Origin of the sequence: Candidatus Amarolinea dominans, from assembly GCF_016704685.1 — a bacterium.
Classification (GTDB): Bacteria; Chloroflexota; Anaerolineae; order SSC4; family Amarolineaceae; genus Amarolinea; species Amarolinea dominans.
Genome location: NZ_JADIZS010000025.1, coordinates 18,896 through 36,219, shown reverse-complemented (window position 1 = coordinate 36,219; position 17,324 = coordinate 18,896). Strand labels below are relative to the sequence as shown.

The window sequence follows — 17,324 nt, the reverse complement described above, 5'->3', positions numbered from 1 at the left end:
ACATTATAAAGCCGATTCAGACTAGCGTCAACCATCCGCAACGTCGCAGCAATCATGCCGGGCCGACGCGATCGTGTGACAATTTTGTTATTTTCCCGTCTACAGCACTAGAACGAATCAACGCAACCATGAGACGGCTAATGCAGCGAAGCGTGAAATAATCAAAATGAGGCGACTGGTGACCTGCGAGCAATTGGAATCTCTCTACGCGACTTTCCTCGATAACCTTGCCACCCGCGACGAAATTCGACTGATCCATGACCACCTGGCGGTCTGCCTGCGTTGCCGTTCCAGCCTGACCTGGACGCATCAAGCCATGGCCGGTCATGATTCCGTTACACCCCCGCGCGGGTTTCGTGAACGCTTACTGGCACGCTTGCGCCAGGAGACGACCAAGAACGTCTGAACAACGAAGGCCGCATCACACAGATGCGGCCTTCGTTGTTCAGGCTGTTGGCGGCCGCGGCATGCGCCGCGGTCGGGCTAATGGCTCCCGTTTAGCTTTCCCGGCGGCGGCACCAGGGTCTCGCCAGCCTGCAGCAGCGATGTCACCATGATGGCGCTGCGTGCTTCGGCGTACATGCGCAGCACCGGTTCGGTGCCGGATGGGCGAATGAGCAGCCAACTGTCGTCCTGCAGCATGTACTTGACGCCGTCGTTGGCCAGCACGCGGGCGACCGGCATTCCGGCCAATGTGGCAGGTGGAGACTGCATCAGCCGCTGCACCATTTCACTCTTGGTGAAGGGCGGCTGGCCGTTGATGGTGCGCAGTTGAAAGTCGTTGCGCGCGTAGTAGAACGCGCCTACCTCCTGCACCAGGTCGTTCAACAGCGCCTGGCAATCGCCGCCGTGCGCGGCCAGGATTTCGGCTAACAGCATCCCCATCAGCACGCCGTCGCCCTCCGGGATGTGGCCCTTGATGCTGATGCCGCCCGACTCTTCGCCGCCGATCAAGACATCATGATTCATCATCAGGTCGCTGATGTGGTTGAAGCCCACCGGCGTCTCGCGCAGCTCCAGGCCATAGCGGGCCGCCAGGCGATTGAGCATCTGGGTGGTGGAAACGGTCTTGACCACCATGCCGCGCTGTTGGCGCTGCTCGATCAGGTAGCGCAGGCTGAGCGACATGATGACATGCGGGTCAATGAAGCGGCCATCCGGCGCCATCGCGCCGATGCGGTCAGCGTCGCCGTCGGTCGCCAGGCCCAGATGCCAGTCGCCGCCGCTCAGGGCTTCGGCCAACGGCTGCAAGTAGCGCTCGATCGGTTCGGGATGAATGCCGTTGAAGCCGGGGTTCATCTCCCCGCGCAGTTCAACCACCTCAGCGCCCGCATCGCGCAGGAACTCGGCCAGATAGCCGCGGCCGGCGCCGTACATGGCGTCTACCACCACACGCAGCCCGCCGCGCCCAATCGTCTCGAAATCCACCAGGGTCGCCAGGTGATCGCGATAGGCCGGGCGCGGGTCGAAGCGCCGGATCAGGCCCTGTGCATGGGCCTCGTCGAAATCCAGAATCAGCGGTTTGCGGCCTTCCTGCTCGTTTTGCAGCAGACGCGCCTCCACCCGCTTGCAGTCGGCCGGCGAGGCTGAGCCGCCATACGCCGCCTTGAATTTGATGCCGTTGTAACGCGGCGGGTTGTGGCTGGCCGTGATCATGACGCCGCCTTGCGCCCGGTGCAGCACAATGGCGTGCGAAATCACCGGCGTGGGCGTGTCTGCATGAGTCAGGTCAACCTGGATGCCGTTCGCAGCCAGGACACAGGCCACCTCGCGCGCGTAGCGGTCGGACAAAAAACGCGTGTCGAAACCAACCACCATGCGCACAGGGGCAACATCGGGGTACTGCTGGCAGACGACGTCAGCAATGGCCTGCGCCACCAGGCGCACATTGGCAAAGGTGAAGGTGTCGCTGATGACGGCGCGCCAGCCATCGGTTCCAAATCGGATATCCATTGACGGTACTTCCTCCGGGGCTAGTCTTATGATCCAAAGGGCCTTTTCATTGTACCATCGTTAGGCGAGGGCGCCAAAGCCGGTTTGCGGAAGAATCCGATGAGACCACTGCGCAGACCGGCCAACGCCGGCCGCGCCAGCAGGCGGCTGTAGCGCAGGGCCAGGGCGTAACTCCAGGGCACAAACGCGAAATAACCGGCGGTCTCATCCACGGTGTAAAGCGCCTCGCTCACAAAGCCGGCGGCCATCATCCTGGCGGCCAAAGCGGCCCGCGTGTTGCAGCGGAACAGGGTGGGGAAGACGCTACCCTCACGCGTGCCCAGGCCTCGATGAACCGCCACATGCGCCGCGTGCGGCAGCACGGCCGCGGCCAGCGTCGAAGGGCCGGCCAGGTTGGGCGTTTTGACCACCAGCAGGCCGCCGGGCTTGAGCACGCGCCAGAATTCGGCAAAGGTCTGTGCCGGCCGCGCCAGGTGTTCGATGACATCGTAGCAGAGCACCAGATCGAACAGCGCGTCCCGGTAGGGGATGGCGTCAAGCGAGCCGATGGCGTACTGATGCGACGGCAGGGGGTCGGGGCGAAAGAGGTCCAGGCCGACCACTTCGATGTCGGCGCGGTGGCGGCGCAGGAGCCAGGTGCCCGGCCCGCTGCCCGCGTCCAGCACCAGCGCGCCGGGGGTCAGGGCCGCGGCCAATCGCCGCCGCATCTCGCCATACGCGGCCTCGGTGTATGCAGGGTAAACCGCCTGCTCGATGAGATTTTGTTCTTCCCAGGTCAACATGCCAATTCAAACCTTTCCAGCCGCTTAACTACTGGGCGCGATTCAGACAGGATCACGGTTGACGGATATTCGAACCTCGGCCGATAGTTTTGCACACCACAGAGCAAGAATCCTGCCGCCCTGCTTCCGTCCAAATCGGCCTGCAGGGTGAGCAGTTATAGTCGGATGACAGGTTCCCCCCCCGAGGGTGAGCATTAGGATTCACAGGATTGACAGGATATTCGAACTCGTGCCATAGTTGCACCCACAGAGCAAGATTGGCTCCGTCCAAATCGGCCTGCAGGGTGCGCCCATCAGGCGCGGTTTCAATCGCCCTTTTCATTGACCGGCCGTCCGGTCAGGGTTGCCACGATCAGATCGGAGATGCGCTCGACGCGGGCATCCCAGGTTTGCCCGGCTGCAAACTGACGCCGGGCCGCGGCCGCGGCTTCATCAGGGGCCTGGCGCAGGGCCAGCTCGACCTGGCCGGGGAAAGCCGCTGCGTCAGGCGCCATGCCGACCAGCGGGGCCATGTCCGCCACCGCGGGGATGGCAGTGCTGACGATGGGCCGGCCGATGGCGAGATATTCGTACAGCTTGAGGGGGCTGATGTGGTGCGTCCACGCGTTGATCCGGTACGGCATCAGGCAGACATCGCACGCGGCGATGGCATGAGGCACCTGCGTCACCGGCAGCGCGCCAACGAAATGCACGTTGGGCTGAGCACGCAGCTCAGCCAGATCATCCAGATTGTAGCGCAACGTCACCGGGCCGACCAACACGATCTGCCAGGCGCGGTTGGCGGCGGCCAGCGCGCTGAGCAGGCGCAGGTCCACCTTTTCGTTGATGGCGCCCACGAAGCCCAGGCGAGGATGGGGCACGGCCGCCAGCGCGGCCGGTTCCTGCGGATGCGCCAGCGCGGCGGCAAATTCGGCGAAATCCACGCCGTTGGGCACCAGGTGCGTGTTGGGCTGCCAGGCCTGCTTGGCCGCCAGCAAGGGCGCGGACGTGACCAGCACCAGGTCCGCGCGGCGCAGGATGATCTGCTCCAGCGCCTGCACGCGGCCGGGGCGATTGGCGGCCTGATCGGCCTGGAACTCCATTTCGTAGGCTGCATACTCATCCACCGCGTGGTAGATGACCATCTGCTCGCCGCACTGCCCGATGACATCGCCCTGGTCGGGCCGGAAGAGCCAGAGGATGGGCGCCTGCCCGCCGCCGATTTGACGCACCGCGGCGCGCAGGGCAAGGCCGCGGCCCCAGGCGGTGATCTGGCGCAGGGGCGGCCGGCCGCTCAACGGCAGCCAGAGGGGGTCGCGGTAGACGAACAGGCCGTCCTGCACGTGCTGCGGCCGCGGCCAGGCCAGGGTGTGATCCGCCTCCAAGCGCCGCGCACGCATGCTATGCAGGGCTTCGCTCAGATAGGGCCGCGGCTCCACCCACAGCACGCGGTTGTGGCGGGCAAAGCGCGTGAGCAACTGATGACGATTGCGCCACAGCCCGTTCCAGCGCTCCGGCGTCAGACAAACGAAGGTCTGGTCGCTCAGCATGGCGCACCTCGCCGGGCTTTCTGATAGGCAGCCAGGTGCATTTGCGCCACCACGGGCCAGGCCAGCGTCTGCGCGTAGGTGAGACAGGCGGCCTGCGCCGTCGCCTGGTCGAGTTGGCGCACGGTGCGCAGGGCCTGCGCCAGATCGGCCGCGTTCTCCGGCTGGAACAGGATGCCGCGGCCGTCCGCGGCTAGTTCGGGGAATGGCCCCAGGCGCGGCGCGACGATGGGACAGCCAAAGGAGAGGGCGAGCAGGGCGGCGCCAGAGGTGGTGACGGCCCGGTAAGGCAGGATGCAGGCATCGCTGGCGTGAAAGAGGACCTGCAGTTCGTCATCAGGCACATGGCGCAAGAGCAAGCGCACGCGCGGGTCGCGGCCGGCCAGGTCGGCGATGGCTGCGGCATAGGCGGGCTGATGGGCATGACCGGCCACGAGCAGTCGCGCCTGCGGATCATCCAGCGTGCGGAAGGCGTCGAGCAGCAGTTCCAGGCCTTTGTACGGGCGCACGCCGCCGAGGAAGAGATAGACGGGGCCGGCGTCGCTCAGGCCCAGGCGTTCACGCGCCTGCGGCCGGGTGACGGTGTCAGGATAGGCGCCGAGGTAGCTGCCGTGCGGGGCGCTGTAGACCTTGGCGGCCCAGGGCGCCAGGGCCTGCGCGCTGACCGCGTCGTGCGCGTGCAGGGCGCTGACCAGGCGAAAGAGGGTGCGATTGCCCCAGGCGTTGAGCCGTGGGGCGCGGCGCTCGTGGTGCGCCAGGTTGTGTACCGTGTAGACGACGGTCACGCCCCACAGCCGGGCCAGGGCCAGGGTGAGCAGCAGGATGAACAGGCGCCAGGCGCTGAGCCAGGGCCGCGGCGCGGCGTAGAGCAGTTCGAGCCAATGCAGGTGAATGACATCCAGCCCGCGGCGACGCTGGGCCAGCAGGCCGAGCGGGGAGAGGCCGCTGACCAGGGCCGCGTCGGCCCCCTGCGCCCGCAGACCGTCAGCCAGCAGACGCACGTAGGGGTTGAGTTGGACGTTCGAGACGAGCAGGACGCGCACGCATTACCTCATTGGCGGCTGAAGCCGCGACTACGAGCCATGTCAGGCGGGGCGTCGTTGGTTCCACAGGCCCTGGGCCTGGACGAGACCCCGCTGCGCCAGGCTGCGCAGTTCGCTGTCCGCGGCCAGGGTCAGGCCGGCGTACAGGGTCATGGCGACGGCGCCGCTGAAGAGCAGGGAGAGCAGGCTGGCTTCGCCAAAGAGCAGGGTGCGCAGGCCAAAGGTGATGGCCGCGCTGAGGATGGCAAAGGCCAGCGCGGGCAGCAGCAGGCGGCCGTACATGCGCAGAGACGCGCCAATCACCTTGTTGCACAGCCAGGCGGAGATGAACCAGTCAACCACCGCGACGATAGCCGACAGCGCGCTGACCCCCACCACCCCCCAGTAATAGACGGCCGGATACAGGAAGATGAGCATGGTGACGAGCCGCCAGAGCGCGATGTAGGTCAGCCATTGAGGCTTGCCGCCGCCCTTGAAGACGTTGCCCATGTTGGCGGCCACCGAACGGCACAGGCCGTAGACGGCCAGGAGCTGGATCGGCAGGACCGCGTCGCCCCACTTCACGGGGTCGAGGACATGAATGAAATCGGCCGCGAAGAAGATGGTCAGGATAGCCACGGGCACCGACAGCAGCGAAACGAAGCGCACGGTGCGGAAGAAGGTCAGACGGAAATAGGGCAGATCATCCTGCAGGCGGGCGAAGGCCGGGAACATGACCTGGTTGACCAGCGCGGTGATTTGGGTGGCGGGAATGTTGGAGAGCAGATAGGCGATGCCATAGACGCCAAGCGCCGCCATGCCGGCCATGCGCCCGACAAAGGCATCGTCCACATTGGTGATGGCGAAGATGAGGATCTGGCTGACCACGAGGTGCATGCCGTAATTGAACATCTCGCGGGCGATGCGTGTATTGAAACGAAAGGCCGGGCGATAGGGCACCACCAGCCAGACCAGGATGACGCCCAGGATTGCCTCCAGGATTTTGCCCCAGACCAACGCCCACACGCCGAAACCGAGCACGCCGAGGACGATCGCCAGGATGCCGTAACCGACGGTGGGAATGACATCGGGCAGGACTTTGCGCTTGAAGTCGAGTTCTTTAGCCAGGAGCACAAAATGGACGGTGCCAGGTGAACGAATGAGCAAGGTGAAGGCCAGCACCTGCACCACCGGCGTGATGCGCGGGTCATTGAAGAAGACGGCGATGAGGGGTGCGCCGAAATAGGCAATGGCCGCGTAGACCAGCGAGGTCAGGTTGGTGATCCAAAAGGTGACATCAGCGGCTTCGGCGATGTCCTGCTTGCGGTAGATGAGCGCGGAGCTGAAGCCGAACTCGCGCAGGAGCTGCAGCGATTCCAGGGCCAGGAACGCGGTCTGGGCAATGCCGAAGTCTTCCGGGATGAGCAGCTTGAGCAGGATGATCTTGGACAGAAACGAAAGGACGCGGGAGGCCAGCGTCGAGAGGAAGACCCAGAAAATACCCGATACGATTTTGCGATCGAATGACATGCGGAAAAATCCTACGGCGCAAATCTTTTCACAAAAAAGAGCAGGGCCGTGTGGGCCCTGCTCTTTTTCGAGAGCCATCCGTCGGAATCGAACCGACAACCTAGCGCTTACGAAGCGCTTGCTCTACCGATTGAGCTAGGATGGCAGCGACCTGTCGTTGAGCCGTTCACGCCCAAGCTTCATGCTGCGGGCTGAGCGTTTCAACAGACAGGCCGATTATACCAAAGTCCAGCACGCTTGCCAAATGACGCGTGGGGTGAAGGCTCCATTCGTGTCCATTCGTGCAATTCGTGGCATAATCCGGGGCGCGGGATTGACCGCGGCTTACAGATGCGGTATGATTGCCTGCGCAAGGCCGTGCTGAAAGTAAACCTGCGCCGGCGTTAGCCGCATCTCACCCTGGAGAACCATCACCATGCGTAAGCAATCTTGGGCGATTACCCTTCTCGTGATCCTGATCCTGGCCGGCCTGGCGCTGACCGCGGGCCGCTGGGTGCCTTTCCTGGCCCGCTTCGTACAGCTCAACACCGACCTGATCCAGGGACTGGCCGACCTGGTGCAGCTGCTGCTCTGGATTGCGGCCGGCGCGCTGGTTTTGCTGCGCGGTCTCGGCTGGCGGCGCGAGGCGCCGGTCAGACCTTTTTCTGACCAGGAAGCTGACGACGAATCAAAAGATGCGCCTACGCCGCCGCCCTGGACGATTCCACCCGGCGACACCTACCGGGCCGCGCAGGAGGGCAGCGGCGCGCTGGCGCAGGGGTCATGGAACACCGCTGCCAGCGGCGGCAGGCCCGCCATCGGTCAGCTCACGGGCCTGGCCGTGTTGGGCGATGATAACCTGATCGTGCTGGCCGGAGCCTCGGCCGACGCTCTGTGGCAGCACTGGCTGCCGCAGAAAACGGCGCCGGCCGATCTGCTCGATGCCACGGCACGCTACCTGCGCTATCTGCTGGACCGCTACCGTTTCCTGGAGTTCAAGGGCATGGGCGCCAACGATCGCCTGGCCTTGCGCCTGCCCCTCAGCGAGATGTATGTGCCGCTCAAGGCGCGCATCGAGATGCCGGAAGGTGACACCTGGGCGAGCGCCTTGCGTCTGGCCGGCCGCCGCGCCACCGCCGAAGAAGTGGCAGCTACAGGCGAGCGTATGAGCGGCCCACTGGCGCTGCTCGATCTCCTGCAAAAACACCAGGGCCTCATCATCCTGGGCGATCCCGGCGCGGGAAAGACCACGTTTCTCAAGTACCTGGCGGTTGCTCTGGCTGCAGGACAGGCTGAAGCATTGGGCCTTACCGGCTACGTGCCGCTGCTGTTGCCGCTGTCGGCCTATGCCAATGCCCTGGCCACGCGTGAGGACCTGCCGCTGAAGCAGTTCATTCCCGATTACTATCGCAGCCAGGATGTCGAGCTGCCGCTGGCGCCCGTCTTTCATCAGGCCCTGACAGAAGGACACGCCCTGGTGCTCCTGGATGGCCTGGATGAAGTGCGTTCCGTGGCGCAACGCCACCAGGTTCTGCAGCGCGTGCTGAGCTTCTGTGCTTTCTACCGGGCGCGCGGCAACAAGTTCGTGCTGACCAGCCGCGTCGTGGGCTATCACGAAGTGCGCTCCACCGCGACCATCGAAGGTTTGATCGAATGCACCCTGTGGGATTTCGACGACGAAGAGATCGAGCAGTTCGTAGACAAATGGACCAGCGCCATCGAGCGCGCGGCGCGCGGCGACACCCCCGTGGCCGTCGCCGAGGCCGCGCGTGAACGAGCCGAGCTGCTGGCCGCCCTGCGCCGCAACCCCGGCGTGCGCCAACTGGCCGCCAATCCGCTGCTCTTGACCATCCTTGCACTCATGAAACGCCAGGGCGTGACCCTGCCCGAACGCCGCGTGGAACTGTATCAACGCTACGTCGAAACCCTGCTCAAGCATTGGAACCTGGCCCGCAGCCTGGGCCGCCCGCTCACCCGCGACCTGGACCTGATCGAAACCCTGCGCGTGTTGGCGCCATTAGCCCTGTGGATGCACGAGACCAGTCAAGGTAAGGGCCTGGTCAAGCGAGAAGAGGTCAAACGCCGGCTGGCGAGCCTCTTTGCCGAGCGCGGCGCCGCCGACCCCGAACACCAGGCCGAGGATTTCTTGGGCGGTGTGCGCGGCGATGCCGGGCTTCTTGTGGAACGAGGGCTGGGCGAATACGGCTTCATTCATTTGACTTTTCAAGAATACCTGGCGGGCGTCGCGCTTGCGCAGCGCGGTCAACAGGGCATTGGCCCCGTGGTGGACGCACTGGCGGCCCATGTGGGCGACGCCAACTGGCGCGAGGTGAGTCGCCTGACCGTCGGCTACCTGGGTATTGTGCAGCAGCGTGAGGAGGCTGCAACGGCCGTCCTGGATACTTTGCTACGCCAGGCGCCTGGTCAGCCCGGAGAAGCCGTCATTCTGGCCGGTGAAGCTGTGACCGATGCCTGGCCCGGCGGCGTTACCGCGACTTGTCACACTGCCGTGTTGAACGCTCTGCTCGCCACCATGCGGGATCATGCCCGCGTCAAACCACCTGTGCGCGTGGAGGCCGGGGTGGTCCTGGCGCGGCTGGGCGACCCGCGGCTGGAAGTGCTGACCAGCGCGGCGATGGAATTCTGCTATGTTCCGGCAGGCCCCTTCTGGATGGGGAGCCAGGACGATCCGGATGCGGAGGACAACGAGCAGCCGCAGGAGAAGCTGGAGATGCCCTACGGCTACTGGATCGGCCGCTACCCGGTGACGAATGCGCAGTTCGGGGAGTTCACGGCTGCGGGCGGCTACCGCGAGGCGCGTTACTGGGGCGAGGCTGAGGCGGCCGGGTATTGGAATTCGGACGGGTTCAAGGGCTGGCGAGACGATGAGCCGCGTCAGAAGCCGCGCGATCTTGGGGAGCCGCGCAATCTTCCGAACCACCCGGTCGTTGGGGTGAGCTGGTACGAGGCGCTGGCGTACACGCGTTGGCTGGAAGAACGGCTGGCAGGGCAGATACCGGCGGGGTGGAGAGTGCAACTGCCGAACGAGCCGGAGTGGGAGAAGGCGGCGCGGGGCGGGGTGGAGATACCGGCGCAGAAGTTGATGCGGTCGGCCGCCGTGGGGCTGACCGGCGAGGGAACGCCGCGGACGCGGTCAATCCGCAGGACCGTCGTCGTTATCCGTGGGGGAACGATCCAGACGCCAACCGGGCAAACTGCGACGAGAGCGGGATCGGGACGACGAGCGCGGTGGGCTGTTTCCTGGGCGGCGCGAGTGTGTACGGGGTGGAGGAGCTGAGCGGCAACGTGTGGGAATGGACGCGGTCGCTGTATGGGAAGTATCCGTATCCCATGAGCGGCGCAGAGCGGGACAAGCGCGAGAACCTGGCGGCGGGGTCTTCTGATTCGCGGGTCTTGCGAGGAGGGGCGTATTATGTCAATAGAACCCACGTTCGGTGCGCCCGGCGCTTCGGGCACTACCCGAGTTACTGGTTCAACGATACGGTTTTCGGGTGGTGGTGTCCCCATGATGACTCTGGCCTCTGACCCTCTGGCCTCTGGAACTCTGAACCGGGTCGGAAGGGGCGGCAAGGATGTGGGTGACAAGAAGGTCAGTGTCAGCCAACGAGGGGACGAGGGCTCGAATGCGATGCCGCCGAAGGCCGAAATTTTTTTCTACGGCCACCCAGCCCCCCTTGCGCAGGCCGTGAATGAATTCACGGTCTGATACACCGAAACCTGCTGAAGCAGGTTGGTGTTGGGTATGACGGCTGAATTCGCAAAACTCGCGGAGAGCGAATTGACGGTCTCAACCACCAGAATCTGACAAGACCGGTTTCCACCAGCGCAACCCGCTTGAGCGGGTTTGACGTATCAGTGGGGCATTCGGTGCGCCAACGCCGTCCGGCCAACCCCACCCATGAACGAATTCACGGTCTGATGCACCCCGTGAACGAATTCACGGTCTGATACACACTACGAACGCTTTTGGCGCGAACTGCCCCTGGTCATCGAGTTGAAGCCCGACCCCTGGCGCCGCCCCGGCCCCACCATCCGCATCCTGCGCGTACGCTAAGCCGCGTCGTCTCAACGCCGGGCGGCGGGCGGCGGGCGGCTTGTCCAGCAAATTGCGAAAACACCGCCATCTCGGTATAATTCACTCAATCTTCTATCGGACATGAATCCCACATGCTGAAGTACAAGGAGTGGCGACATGACAGAACCTCTGGCTGACCGCATCATGCGCCAGATACATCATGCGAGCGGGCTATATTACCGACTCGTCTTGGTTGTTGCGCAGGCTGGCAGGGGAAAAACGACAGCCTTGCAGGAAGTCCGTGACCGCGCCGGCTTGCCAATGCTGAACTTGAATCTTGAGTTGTCTCGCCGTATGCTCGACCTGACGGAACGTCAGCGAGTGCTGCAATTGCCCCGTTTACTGGCGGAGATTGTCAATGCGGCCCAGGCTGACGTAAACCTGCTCGATAATATCGAAGTGTTGTTCGATGTCGCGCTCAAGCAAGATCCCCTGCGGTTATTGCAGGGACTCGCGCGTAACAAGACGGTAGTTGCCGCATGGAATGGTTCTATTGACCATGAATACCTGGCGTACGCGACGCCTGATCACCCTGAGTACAGGCGATACTCCACACGCGATTTCCTGGCCGTGACACCGGAGGCCATTGCATGAAGACAAGCATCGGGGTAGGGAGGCGGACGCAATGAAATACGGAGACTTGATCCAATTCGAGCCTATCGAGTCCGTGGTTCAACTGCGCGACGCCGACGAGGCCGCGGCCGCCCGGCAGCTTGTTCAGACCTACGTTATCTCCCAGGAGATGGCCGAAAAACTGACCGGAATAGTCAGGCAACAAGATGGCCGTGTGGTTCAGACCGACAATGGGGTGTTCCCTCAGTTGCAGTTCGATCAGCCTCTGGACAACAAGGGACTGCTGGTCGTCGGCAATTACGGCACCGGTAAGTCGCACTTGATGTCCGTGATCTCTGCGCTGGCTGAGAACGGTGACCTGGCGTCTTTCTTGAACGACAAGGGCGTGGCGAGTGCCGCGGGCAAGATCGGCGGCCGCTTCAAGGTCGTACGCACCGAGATTGGCGCCACCACCATGTCGCTGCGCGACATCCTTGTGGCTGAACTCGAGGAGCATCTGGCCGCGATGGGTGTGTCCTATTCCTTCCCGCCCGCGGACAAGGTTTCTAACAATAAACGCGCCTTCGAGGAACTGATGGCGGCGTTTCACCAGGAGTATCCCGATCACGGCCTGCTTCTGGTGGTGGACGAACTGCTCGATTATCTGCGCAGTCGCAAGGATCAAGAACTCATCCTCGACCTCAACTTCCTGCGTGAGATCGGCGAGGTCTGCAGGGATCTACGATTCCGTTTCATCGCCGGCGTCCAGGAGGCGATCTTCGACAGCCCGCGCTTTCTCGTTCGTAGCCGATAGCGTTCGCAGGGTGAAGGATCGCTTCGAGCAGATCCTCATCGCACGTAAGGATGTGAAGTTCGTAGTTGCCGAGCGGCTGCTCAAGAAAACCGCCGAGCAGCAAGTGAAAATTCGGGAGTACCTCACCCCGTTCGCCAAGTTCTACGGCCGCATGAACGAACAGATGGATGAGTTCGTGCGTCTCTTTCCAGTGCATCCCGACTACATTGACACCTTCGAGCGGGTCACTGCGGTGGAGAAGCGCGAGGTGCTCAAGACCCTGTCGCTGGCCATGAAAAGGCTGCTTGGACAAGACGTCCCGGTTGATCGCCCCGGCGTGATCGCCTACGATGGCTACTGGGCCACCCTGCGCGAGAATCCATCATTCCGTGCAGTGCCGGATATCAGGGCGGTCATTGATTGCAGCCAGGTGCTCGAATCCCGTATCCAACAGGCCTTCACCCGTCCGGCCTACAGGCCCATGGCATTGCGGCTGATTCACGCGCTTTCCGTCCACCGGCTCACCACCGGCGACATCTATGCGCCCCTGGGTGCGACGGCAGAGGAACTGCGTGACGGCCTGTGTCTCTACCAGCCCGGCATCGAGGAGTTGGGCGGGGTGCCTGCCGACGATCTGCTCTCCCAAGTAGAAACCGTACTGCGCGAGATCCATCGAACGGTCAGCGGACAGTTCATCTCCGCCAACCCGGATAACCGCCAGTACTACCTGGACCTCAAGAAGACCGACGACTTCGACGCCTTGATCGAGAAGCGCGCTGAAAGTCTCGATTCATCGCAACTGGACCGCTACTACTACGAGGCTCTGAAGCGGGTCATGGAATGCACGGACCAGACCTACGTCACTGGCTACAGGATCTGGCAGCATGAGCTTGAATGGCTCGAGCACAAAGCGGCGCGGCAGGGGTATCTCTTTTTTGGTGCGCCCAACGAGCGCTCCACCGCGGTGCCCCCGCGGGATTTCTACCTGTACTTCGTCCAACCTTTCGACGCGCCGCATTTCAAGGACGAAAAGAAGCCGGACGAGCTATTCTTACGTCTGGCGAAGATGGACGATGAGTTCCGGACGGCGCTCAAGGGCTATGCTGCGGCGCTGGACCTGGCCTCGACCGCCTCAGGGCACGCCAAAGCGACCTACGAGTCGAAAGCCTCCACCTTCTTGCGCGGGCTTGTGCAGTGGTTGCAGAAGAGCATGACGACAGCTTTCGAGGCGACCTACCAGGGACGCACCAAACCTCTGACCGAGTGGGCCAAGGGCAGGCCGATCCGCGAGCTTTCCGGCGGGAGCGCTGCCGAACGCGTCAACTTCCGCGATCTGGTGAACACGATTGCCGGCATCTGTCTTGGCGCCTATTTCCAGGATCAGGCGCCTGAGTATCCGTTCTTCTCGGTGCTCATCACCGGGGCAAATCGGGCGCAGGCTGCACAGGATGCCCTGCGCGCGATCGCCGGCCAGAACCGCACCAAGCAGGCGGTCGCGGTGCTCGACGCGCTGGAGTTGCTTGACGGCGAGCGGCTCGATCCCTACCGATCGAAGTATGCCAACTACCTCCTGGAGGTCGCGAAGAAGAAAGGGCCAGGCCAGGTCGTCAACCGCGCCGAGCTGATCCAGGACGTCTACAGCGTAGAGTACCTGGCCCCGCAGACGCTGCGCCTCGAACCAGAGTGGACCGCGGTCGTGCTTGCTGCGTTGGTCTACGCCGGTGAGTTAGTGTTGGCCATCCCTGGCAAGAAGTTCGATGCCACGGGGCTGCAGTTGCTGGCTGGGACTGGCGTTGATGAACTGGCGCAGTTCAAGCACATCGAGCGGCCCAAGGACTGGAACCTGCCGGCGCTCAAGGCTCTTTTCGAGCTGGTAGGACTTACGCCAGGCATGGGCCAACTGGTCACCCAGGGCAAGGAGGAGCCGGTCAAGCAACTGCAGTCAGCCATCGCGGCTGCGGTGGAGCGGCTGGTGCGGGCGCAGCAAAGCCTGCAGACCGGGTTGATCTTCTGGGGTCGCAGCCTGTTAGCCGAGGATGAGACGCAGAGGCTGCGGGCCAAACTAACCAACACCAAGAACTTCCTCGAATCGCTGCAGGCCTACGACGCGCCCGGCAAGCTCAAGAACTTCCGCCATAGCGCCAGAGGTGCAAGGCCATGAAGAAGGCTCGAAGGCGTTGAGGGAATTCGAGGCGCTCCAGGGACTGGTGGATGACCTGGGCGCCCCGGCAGCCTACCTTTCCACCGCCGAAGCGGTCCTACCCAGCGATCACGCCTGGGCCGACAGCATGAAGGCTGCGCAAGGCGACGTACTCGCCCAAATCACCGATCCGACGCTGCGGGGTGCGCCGGCCTTCCGCCAACAGACCCAACGCCGGCTCAGCGACCTGAAAAAAGCCTATCTGACCGCGTATCTGGGCCTGCATGCCAGGGCGCGCCTCGGCGTGAATGAGGACAAGCGCAAGGCACAGCTCACCGGTGATGAACGACTCCGGGATCTGCAGTGGCTGTCCACCATCGCTCTGATGCCACGCCAACATCTGGCCGACTTCCAGAACCGACTCGCTGGCCTGAGAAGCTGCTTCGCGCTGACCGAGCAGGACATGGAGGCTTCGCCGATTTGCCCGCACTGCAGCTACAAACCGGCCGTGGAACCGGCTGTGGCCCGCGGCGGCGGCTCGATGCCCTGGATAGCGAGCTCGATACCCTGATGGAAAATTGGACGCAGACGCTGCTGGCCGATCTGGAAGACCCAACCATCGTGGGCAACCTGGCCTTGCTCAGGCCTGAACCGCGCAGGCTGGTAGATGGCTTCATCGAGCAACGTGCCCTGCCGGAGGACCTGAGCCACGACTTCATCGGCGCCATGCAGGAGGTGCTCTCCGGACTCACGAAGGTCTCGGTCAAGACGGCGGACCTGCGCGCCGCGCTGCTCGCGGGCGGCTCCCCAGTTACCCCGGCGGAGATGAAGAAGCGGTTCGAAGAGTACCTGGACCGACTTACCAAGGGCAAGGAGCCTGGAAAAGTACGGATCGTGTTGGAGTAATGGCATGACCAAAGAAGAACTGATCGAGCGCCCGCGCGTTCGTTAGGCTTGGAGCGAGATCACTCCTGACTCTGGCCTCGCAGCCAGGCCAGAGTCGAGGCCAGAGTCGAGGCCAGAGTCGAGGCTAGAGTCGAGGCTAGAGTCGAGGCCAGAGTCGAGGCCAGAGTCGAGGCCAGAGTCGAGGCCAGAGTCGAGGCCAGAGTCGAGGCCAGAGTCGAGGCCAGAGTCGAGGCCAGAGTCGAGGCCAGAGTCAGAATGCGTAACTGCTGGGTCTGCCTGGAATTCAGACAGGATTCACAGGATTGACAAGATATTCGAACTCTCGTGCCGATAGTTTTGCACACCACAGAGCAAGAATCCTGTACATCCTGTTCATCTTGTCCAAATCGGCCTGCAGGGTGAGCAGTTACCAGAATACGGACATTCTCTCCATTTTGCGGCTCAAGCGGGCTCACCAAGGGCAAGGAGCCGGCGAAGGTCCCGGATCATATTGGAGCAACTAGATGAACCAGGATGAACTGATTGTCCGACTCAGCAAGTTTGAGTGGAACTGGGGGCTGGCGCCTCATCTCCAAGGCCGCTTCGTTTCAAGTGACAAAGGGGCTGTCCCGATAGCGGACTTGGTCACTGATCAACCTGGTTCATCCTCAGTCAGCTTGGTCACTCCGAGACTGACCAAGCTGACCGACACCCAACGCAAAATTATCCAGCTTTGCGAAGTTCCCCGAAAGCAAGCGGATCTTATGCAGGAATTAGGACTGTCGCACCGAACCTTCTTCAGACGCAAGCACTTGGAGCCATGGATTCAAGCTAACCTCGTGCGTATGACGCATCCCGAAGAACCCAATCACCCGGAACAGGCCTATGTCGTGACCGACTCTGGCCTTGGGCTCCTAGCTTCGTGGTAATCTGGCATCACCAGCAGAGGTTAGCAAGCAGACGAGATCCGTGTACAAGGGGATCGGTCAGCCAGATGATGAACTTATGCACTGCTCAAGTCTGCTCTCTGGGCGCTAACTTGGTCACTGAACATGTTGACTCGAAAAAAGGACCAAAATGAAAAAACGCGACGACAGCCCATCGCTGTTTCCTGACGAGCCTAGCCCCAAGTCATCGGGACCTGTGGAGTGCTTGGGTCTGACTTTCCCCGACGACAACGCGCGACGAGAGCATTTCCTAAACATCCTTCGCGAGAGGCTGAAGGATCCGGAGTTTCGCAAGATCGAGGGTTTTCCCATCGGCTTGGACGAGGACATCCTGGCGCTGTCCGACCCGCCGTACTACACCGCGTGTCCCAATCCGTTCATCGCGGATTTCATCAAGCTCCACGGCAAACCTTACGATCCGAGCACGCCGTATAGCGCAAACCGTTCGCCGCAGATGTGAGTGAAGGCAAGAACGACCCGATCTACAACGCCCACTCCTACCACACCAAGGTGCCGCACAAGGCCATCATGCGCTACATCCTCCATTACACTGAGCCTGGAAATGTGGTCTTTGATGGATTCTTTGGGACTGGAATGACAGGTGTGGCTGCCCAGATGTGCTCGAGATGGGAACCCGTGGAGTCTCGGTCTCAAGGTGCAAACAGACGGAGTCGTTCTCGATGCGAGAGGTGAGCGAACTAGCAAGATCGGTGTTCGGCACACTGTGCTTTGTGATCTGTCGCCAATCGCTTCATTTGTGGCTGCTCGATATGGTGACTTCCGGCCCTCAGTGTATTCCACCGTCGCATTCAAGAAGCTGATCGATACGCTGAAGTCGGAATTTGGCAATTACTACATTACCAAGGACCCGAACTCGAACTCCTATGGTGTAGCGCAATTCTATGTGTGGTCTGAGGTTTTCGCCTGCCCCCATTGTGCCTTTTCAGCCCCCTTGTTTGCTCTTGCAGTTGATTCACGCACCTACGACCTCAGAGAGGCTTTCCCGTGCCCGTCGTGCAATGCTGATCTGTCGAAAGACTGTCTGGACAAGGTATGGACGACCTCGGTTTGTCGCCAGCGATGATTCGAAAAAAGAGGCCAAATGCGAACTTGTTGAGG

The 17,324-nt window shown here is 62.5% G+C and carries 12 protein-coding genes, 1 tRNA gene and 1 pseudogene; 8 read left to right on the top strand and 6 right to left on the bottom strand.

Annotated features, from left to right (window positions below; genetic code table 11):
• The first annotated feature begins 178 nt into the window (after positions 1–178).
• The gene (locus IPF85_RS17135; RefSeq protein ID WP_343409284.1) at positions 179–406 is read left to right on the top strand and encodes a hypothetical protein; all 228 of its coding nucleotides are present in this window, start codon (positions 179–181) and stop codon (positions 404–406) included.
• A gap of 77 nt (positions 407–483) precedes the next feature.
• Here IPF85_RS17135 and IPF85_RS17130 read toward each other — a convergent pair whose 3' ends face one another.
• From IPF85_RS17130 to IPF85_RS17105, 6 genes are all read right to left on the bottom strand, one after another.
• On the bottom strand, positions 484–1,953 hold the full coding sequence (locus IPF85_RS17130; protein WP_343409283.1) for a phosphoglucomutase/phosphomannomutase family protein: 1,470 nt from the start codon (positions 1,951–1,953) through the stop codon (positions 484–486).
• A gap of 26 nt (positions 1,954–1,979) precedes the next feature.
• Positions 1,980–2,735, bottom strand: coding sequence for a class I SAM-dependent methyltransferase (locus IPF85_RS17125; RefSeq protein ID WP_343409282.1), 756 nt, complete (start codon positions 2,733–2,735; stop codon positions 1,980–1,982).
• Positions 2,736–3,040: 305 nt separating this feature from the next.
• Positions 3,041–4,264: a glycosyltransferase gene (locus IPF85_RS17120; protein WP_343409281.1), complete on the bottom strand. Its 1,224-nt coding sequence runs from the start codon at positions 4,262–4,264 to the stop codon at positions 3,041–3,043.
• Positions 4,258–5,304 carry a glycosyltransferase gene (locus IPF85_RS17115; protein ID WP_343409280.1) on the bottom strand — a complete coding sequence of 349 codons (1,047 nt, stop codon included), beginning with the start codon at positions 5,302–5,304 and terminating at the stop codon, positions 4,258–4,260. Before IPF85_RS17115 ends, IPF85_RS17120 begins: the two co-directional genes overlap by 7 nt.
• Positions 5,305–5,346: 42 nt before the next feature.
• Positions 5,347–6,813 carry a lipopolysaccharide biosynthesis protein gene (locus IPF85_RS17110; protein ID WP_343409279.1) on the bottom strand — a complete coding sequence of 489 codons (1,467 nt, stop codon included), beginning with the start codon at positions 6,811–6,813 and terminating at the stop codon, positions 5,347–5,349.
• A 72-nt stretch (positions 6,814–6,885) separates the two neighbouring features.
• Positions 6,886–6,958, bottom strand: a tRNA-Thr gene (locus tag IPF85_RS17105).
• A gap of 270 nt (positions 6,959–7,228) precedes the next feature.
• On the opposite strand from IPF85_RS17105, the gene IPF85_RS17100 reads away from it, so the two are divergent.
• From IPF85_RS17100 to IPF85_RS17070, 7 genes and pseudogenes are all read left to right on the top strand, one after another.
• Complete coding sequence (locus tag IPF85_RS17100; protein ID WP_343409278.1) at positions 7,229–10,090, top strand: SUMF1/EgtB/PvdO family nonheme iron enzyme; 2,862 nt, start codon at positions 7,229–7,231, stop codon at positions 10,088–10,090.
• Between the two features lie 228 nt (positions 10,091–10,318).
• Entirely contained in the window at positions 10,319–10,519 is a 201-nt protein-coding gene (locus tag IPF85_RS17095) for a hypothetical protein (protein WP_343409277.1), read from the top strand.
• A gap of 486 nt (positions 10,520–11,005) precedes the next feature.
• On the top strand, positions 11,006–11,482 hold the full coding sequence (gene brxF, locus IPF85_RS17090; protein WP_343409276.1) for a BREX-3 system P-loop-containing protein BrxF: 477 nt from the start codon (positions 11,006–11,008) through the stop codon (positions 11,480–11,482).
• Positions 11,483–11,513: 31 nt separating this feature from the next.
• Positions 11,514–15,279, top strand: a pseudogene (locus IPF85_RS17085) (DUF6079 family protein).
• A gap of 503 nt (positions 15,280–15,782) precedes the next feature.
• On the top strand, positions 15,783–16,187 hold the full coding sequence (locus IPF85_RS17080) for a Fic family protein (RefSeq protein ID WP_343409275.1): 405 nt from the start codon (positions 15,783–15,785) through the stop codon (positions 16,185–16,187).
• Positions 16,188–16,335: 148 nt separating this feature from the next.
• Entirely contained in the window at positions 16,336–16,665 is a 330-nt protein-coding gene (locus IPF85_RS17075) for a hypothetical protein (protein WP_343409274.1), read from the top strand.
• A gap of 68 nt (positions 16,666–16,733) precedes the next feature.
• Positions 16,734–16,898, top strand: a complete 165-nt coding sequence (locus IPF85_RS17070) for a DNA methyltransferase (RefSeq protein WP_343409334.1) — start codon at positions 16,734–16,736, stop codon at positions 16,896–16,898.
• Positions 16,899–17,324: the final 426 nt, after the last annotated feature.

What these genes read in the sequence shown, in the direction of transcription:
- IPF85_RS17080 (WP_343409275.1), top strand. Translation starts at nt 15,783, where the DNA reads ATGAACCAGGATGAACTGATTGTCCGACTCAGCAAGTTTGAGTGGAAC.
- IPF85_RS17075 (WP_343409274.1), top strand. Translation starts at nt 16,336, where the DNA reads ATGAAAAAACGCGACGACAGCCCATCGCTGTTTCCTGACGAGCCTAGC.
- IPF85_RS17130 (WP_343409283.1), bottom strand. Translation starts at nt 1,953, where the DNA reads ATGGATATCCGATTTGGAACCGATGGCTGGCGCGCCGTCATCAGCGAC.
- IPF85_RS17095 (WP_343409277.1), top strand. Translation starts at nt 10,319, where the DNA reads ATGATGACTCTGGCCTCTGACCCTCTGGCCTCTGGAACTCTGAACCGG.
- IPF85_RS17070 (WP_343409334.1), top strand. Translation starts at nt 16,734, where the DNA reads ATGCGCTACATCCTCCATTACACTGAGCCTGGAAATGTGGTCTTTGAT.
- IPF85_RS17120 (WP_343409281.1), bottom strand. Translation starts at nt 4,264, where the DNA reads ATGCTGAGCGACCAGACCTTCGTTTGTCTGACGCCGGAGCGCTGGAAC.
- IPF85_RS17100 (WP_343409278.1), top strand. Translation starts at nt 7,229, where the DNA reads ATGCGTAAGCAATCTTGGGCGATTACCCTTCTCGTGATCCTGATCCTG.
- IPF85_RS17110 (WP_343409279.1), bottom strand. Translation starts at nt 6,813, where the DNA reads ATGTCATTCGATCGCAAAATCGTATCGGGTATTTTCTGGGTCTTCCTC.
- IPF85_RS17125 (WP_343409282.1), bottom strand. Translation starts at nt 2,735, where the DNA reads ATGTTGACCTGGGAAGAACAAAATCTCATCGAGCAGGCGGTTTACCCT.
- brxF (WP_343409276.1), top strand. Translation starts at nt 11,006, where the DNA reads ATGACAGAACCTCTGGCTGACCGCATCATGCGCCAGATACATCATGCG.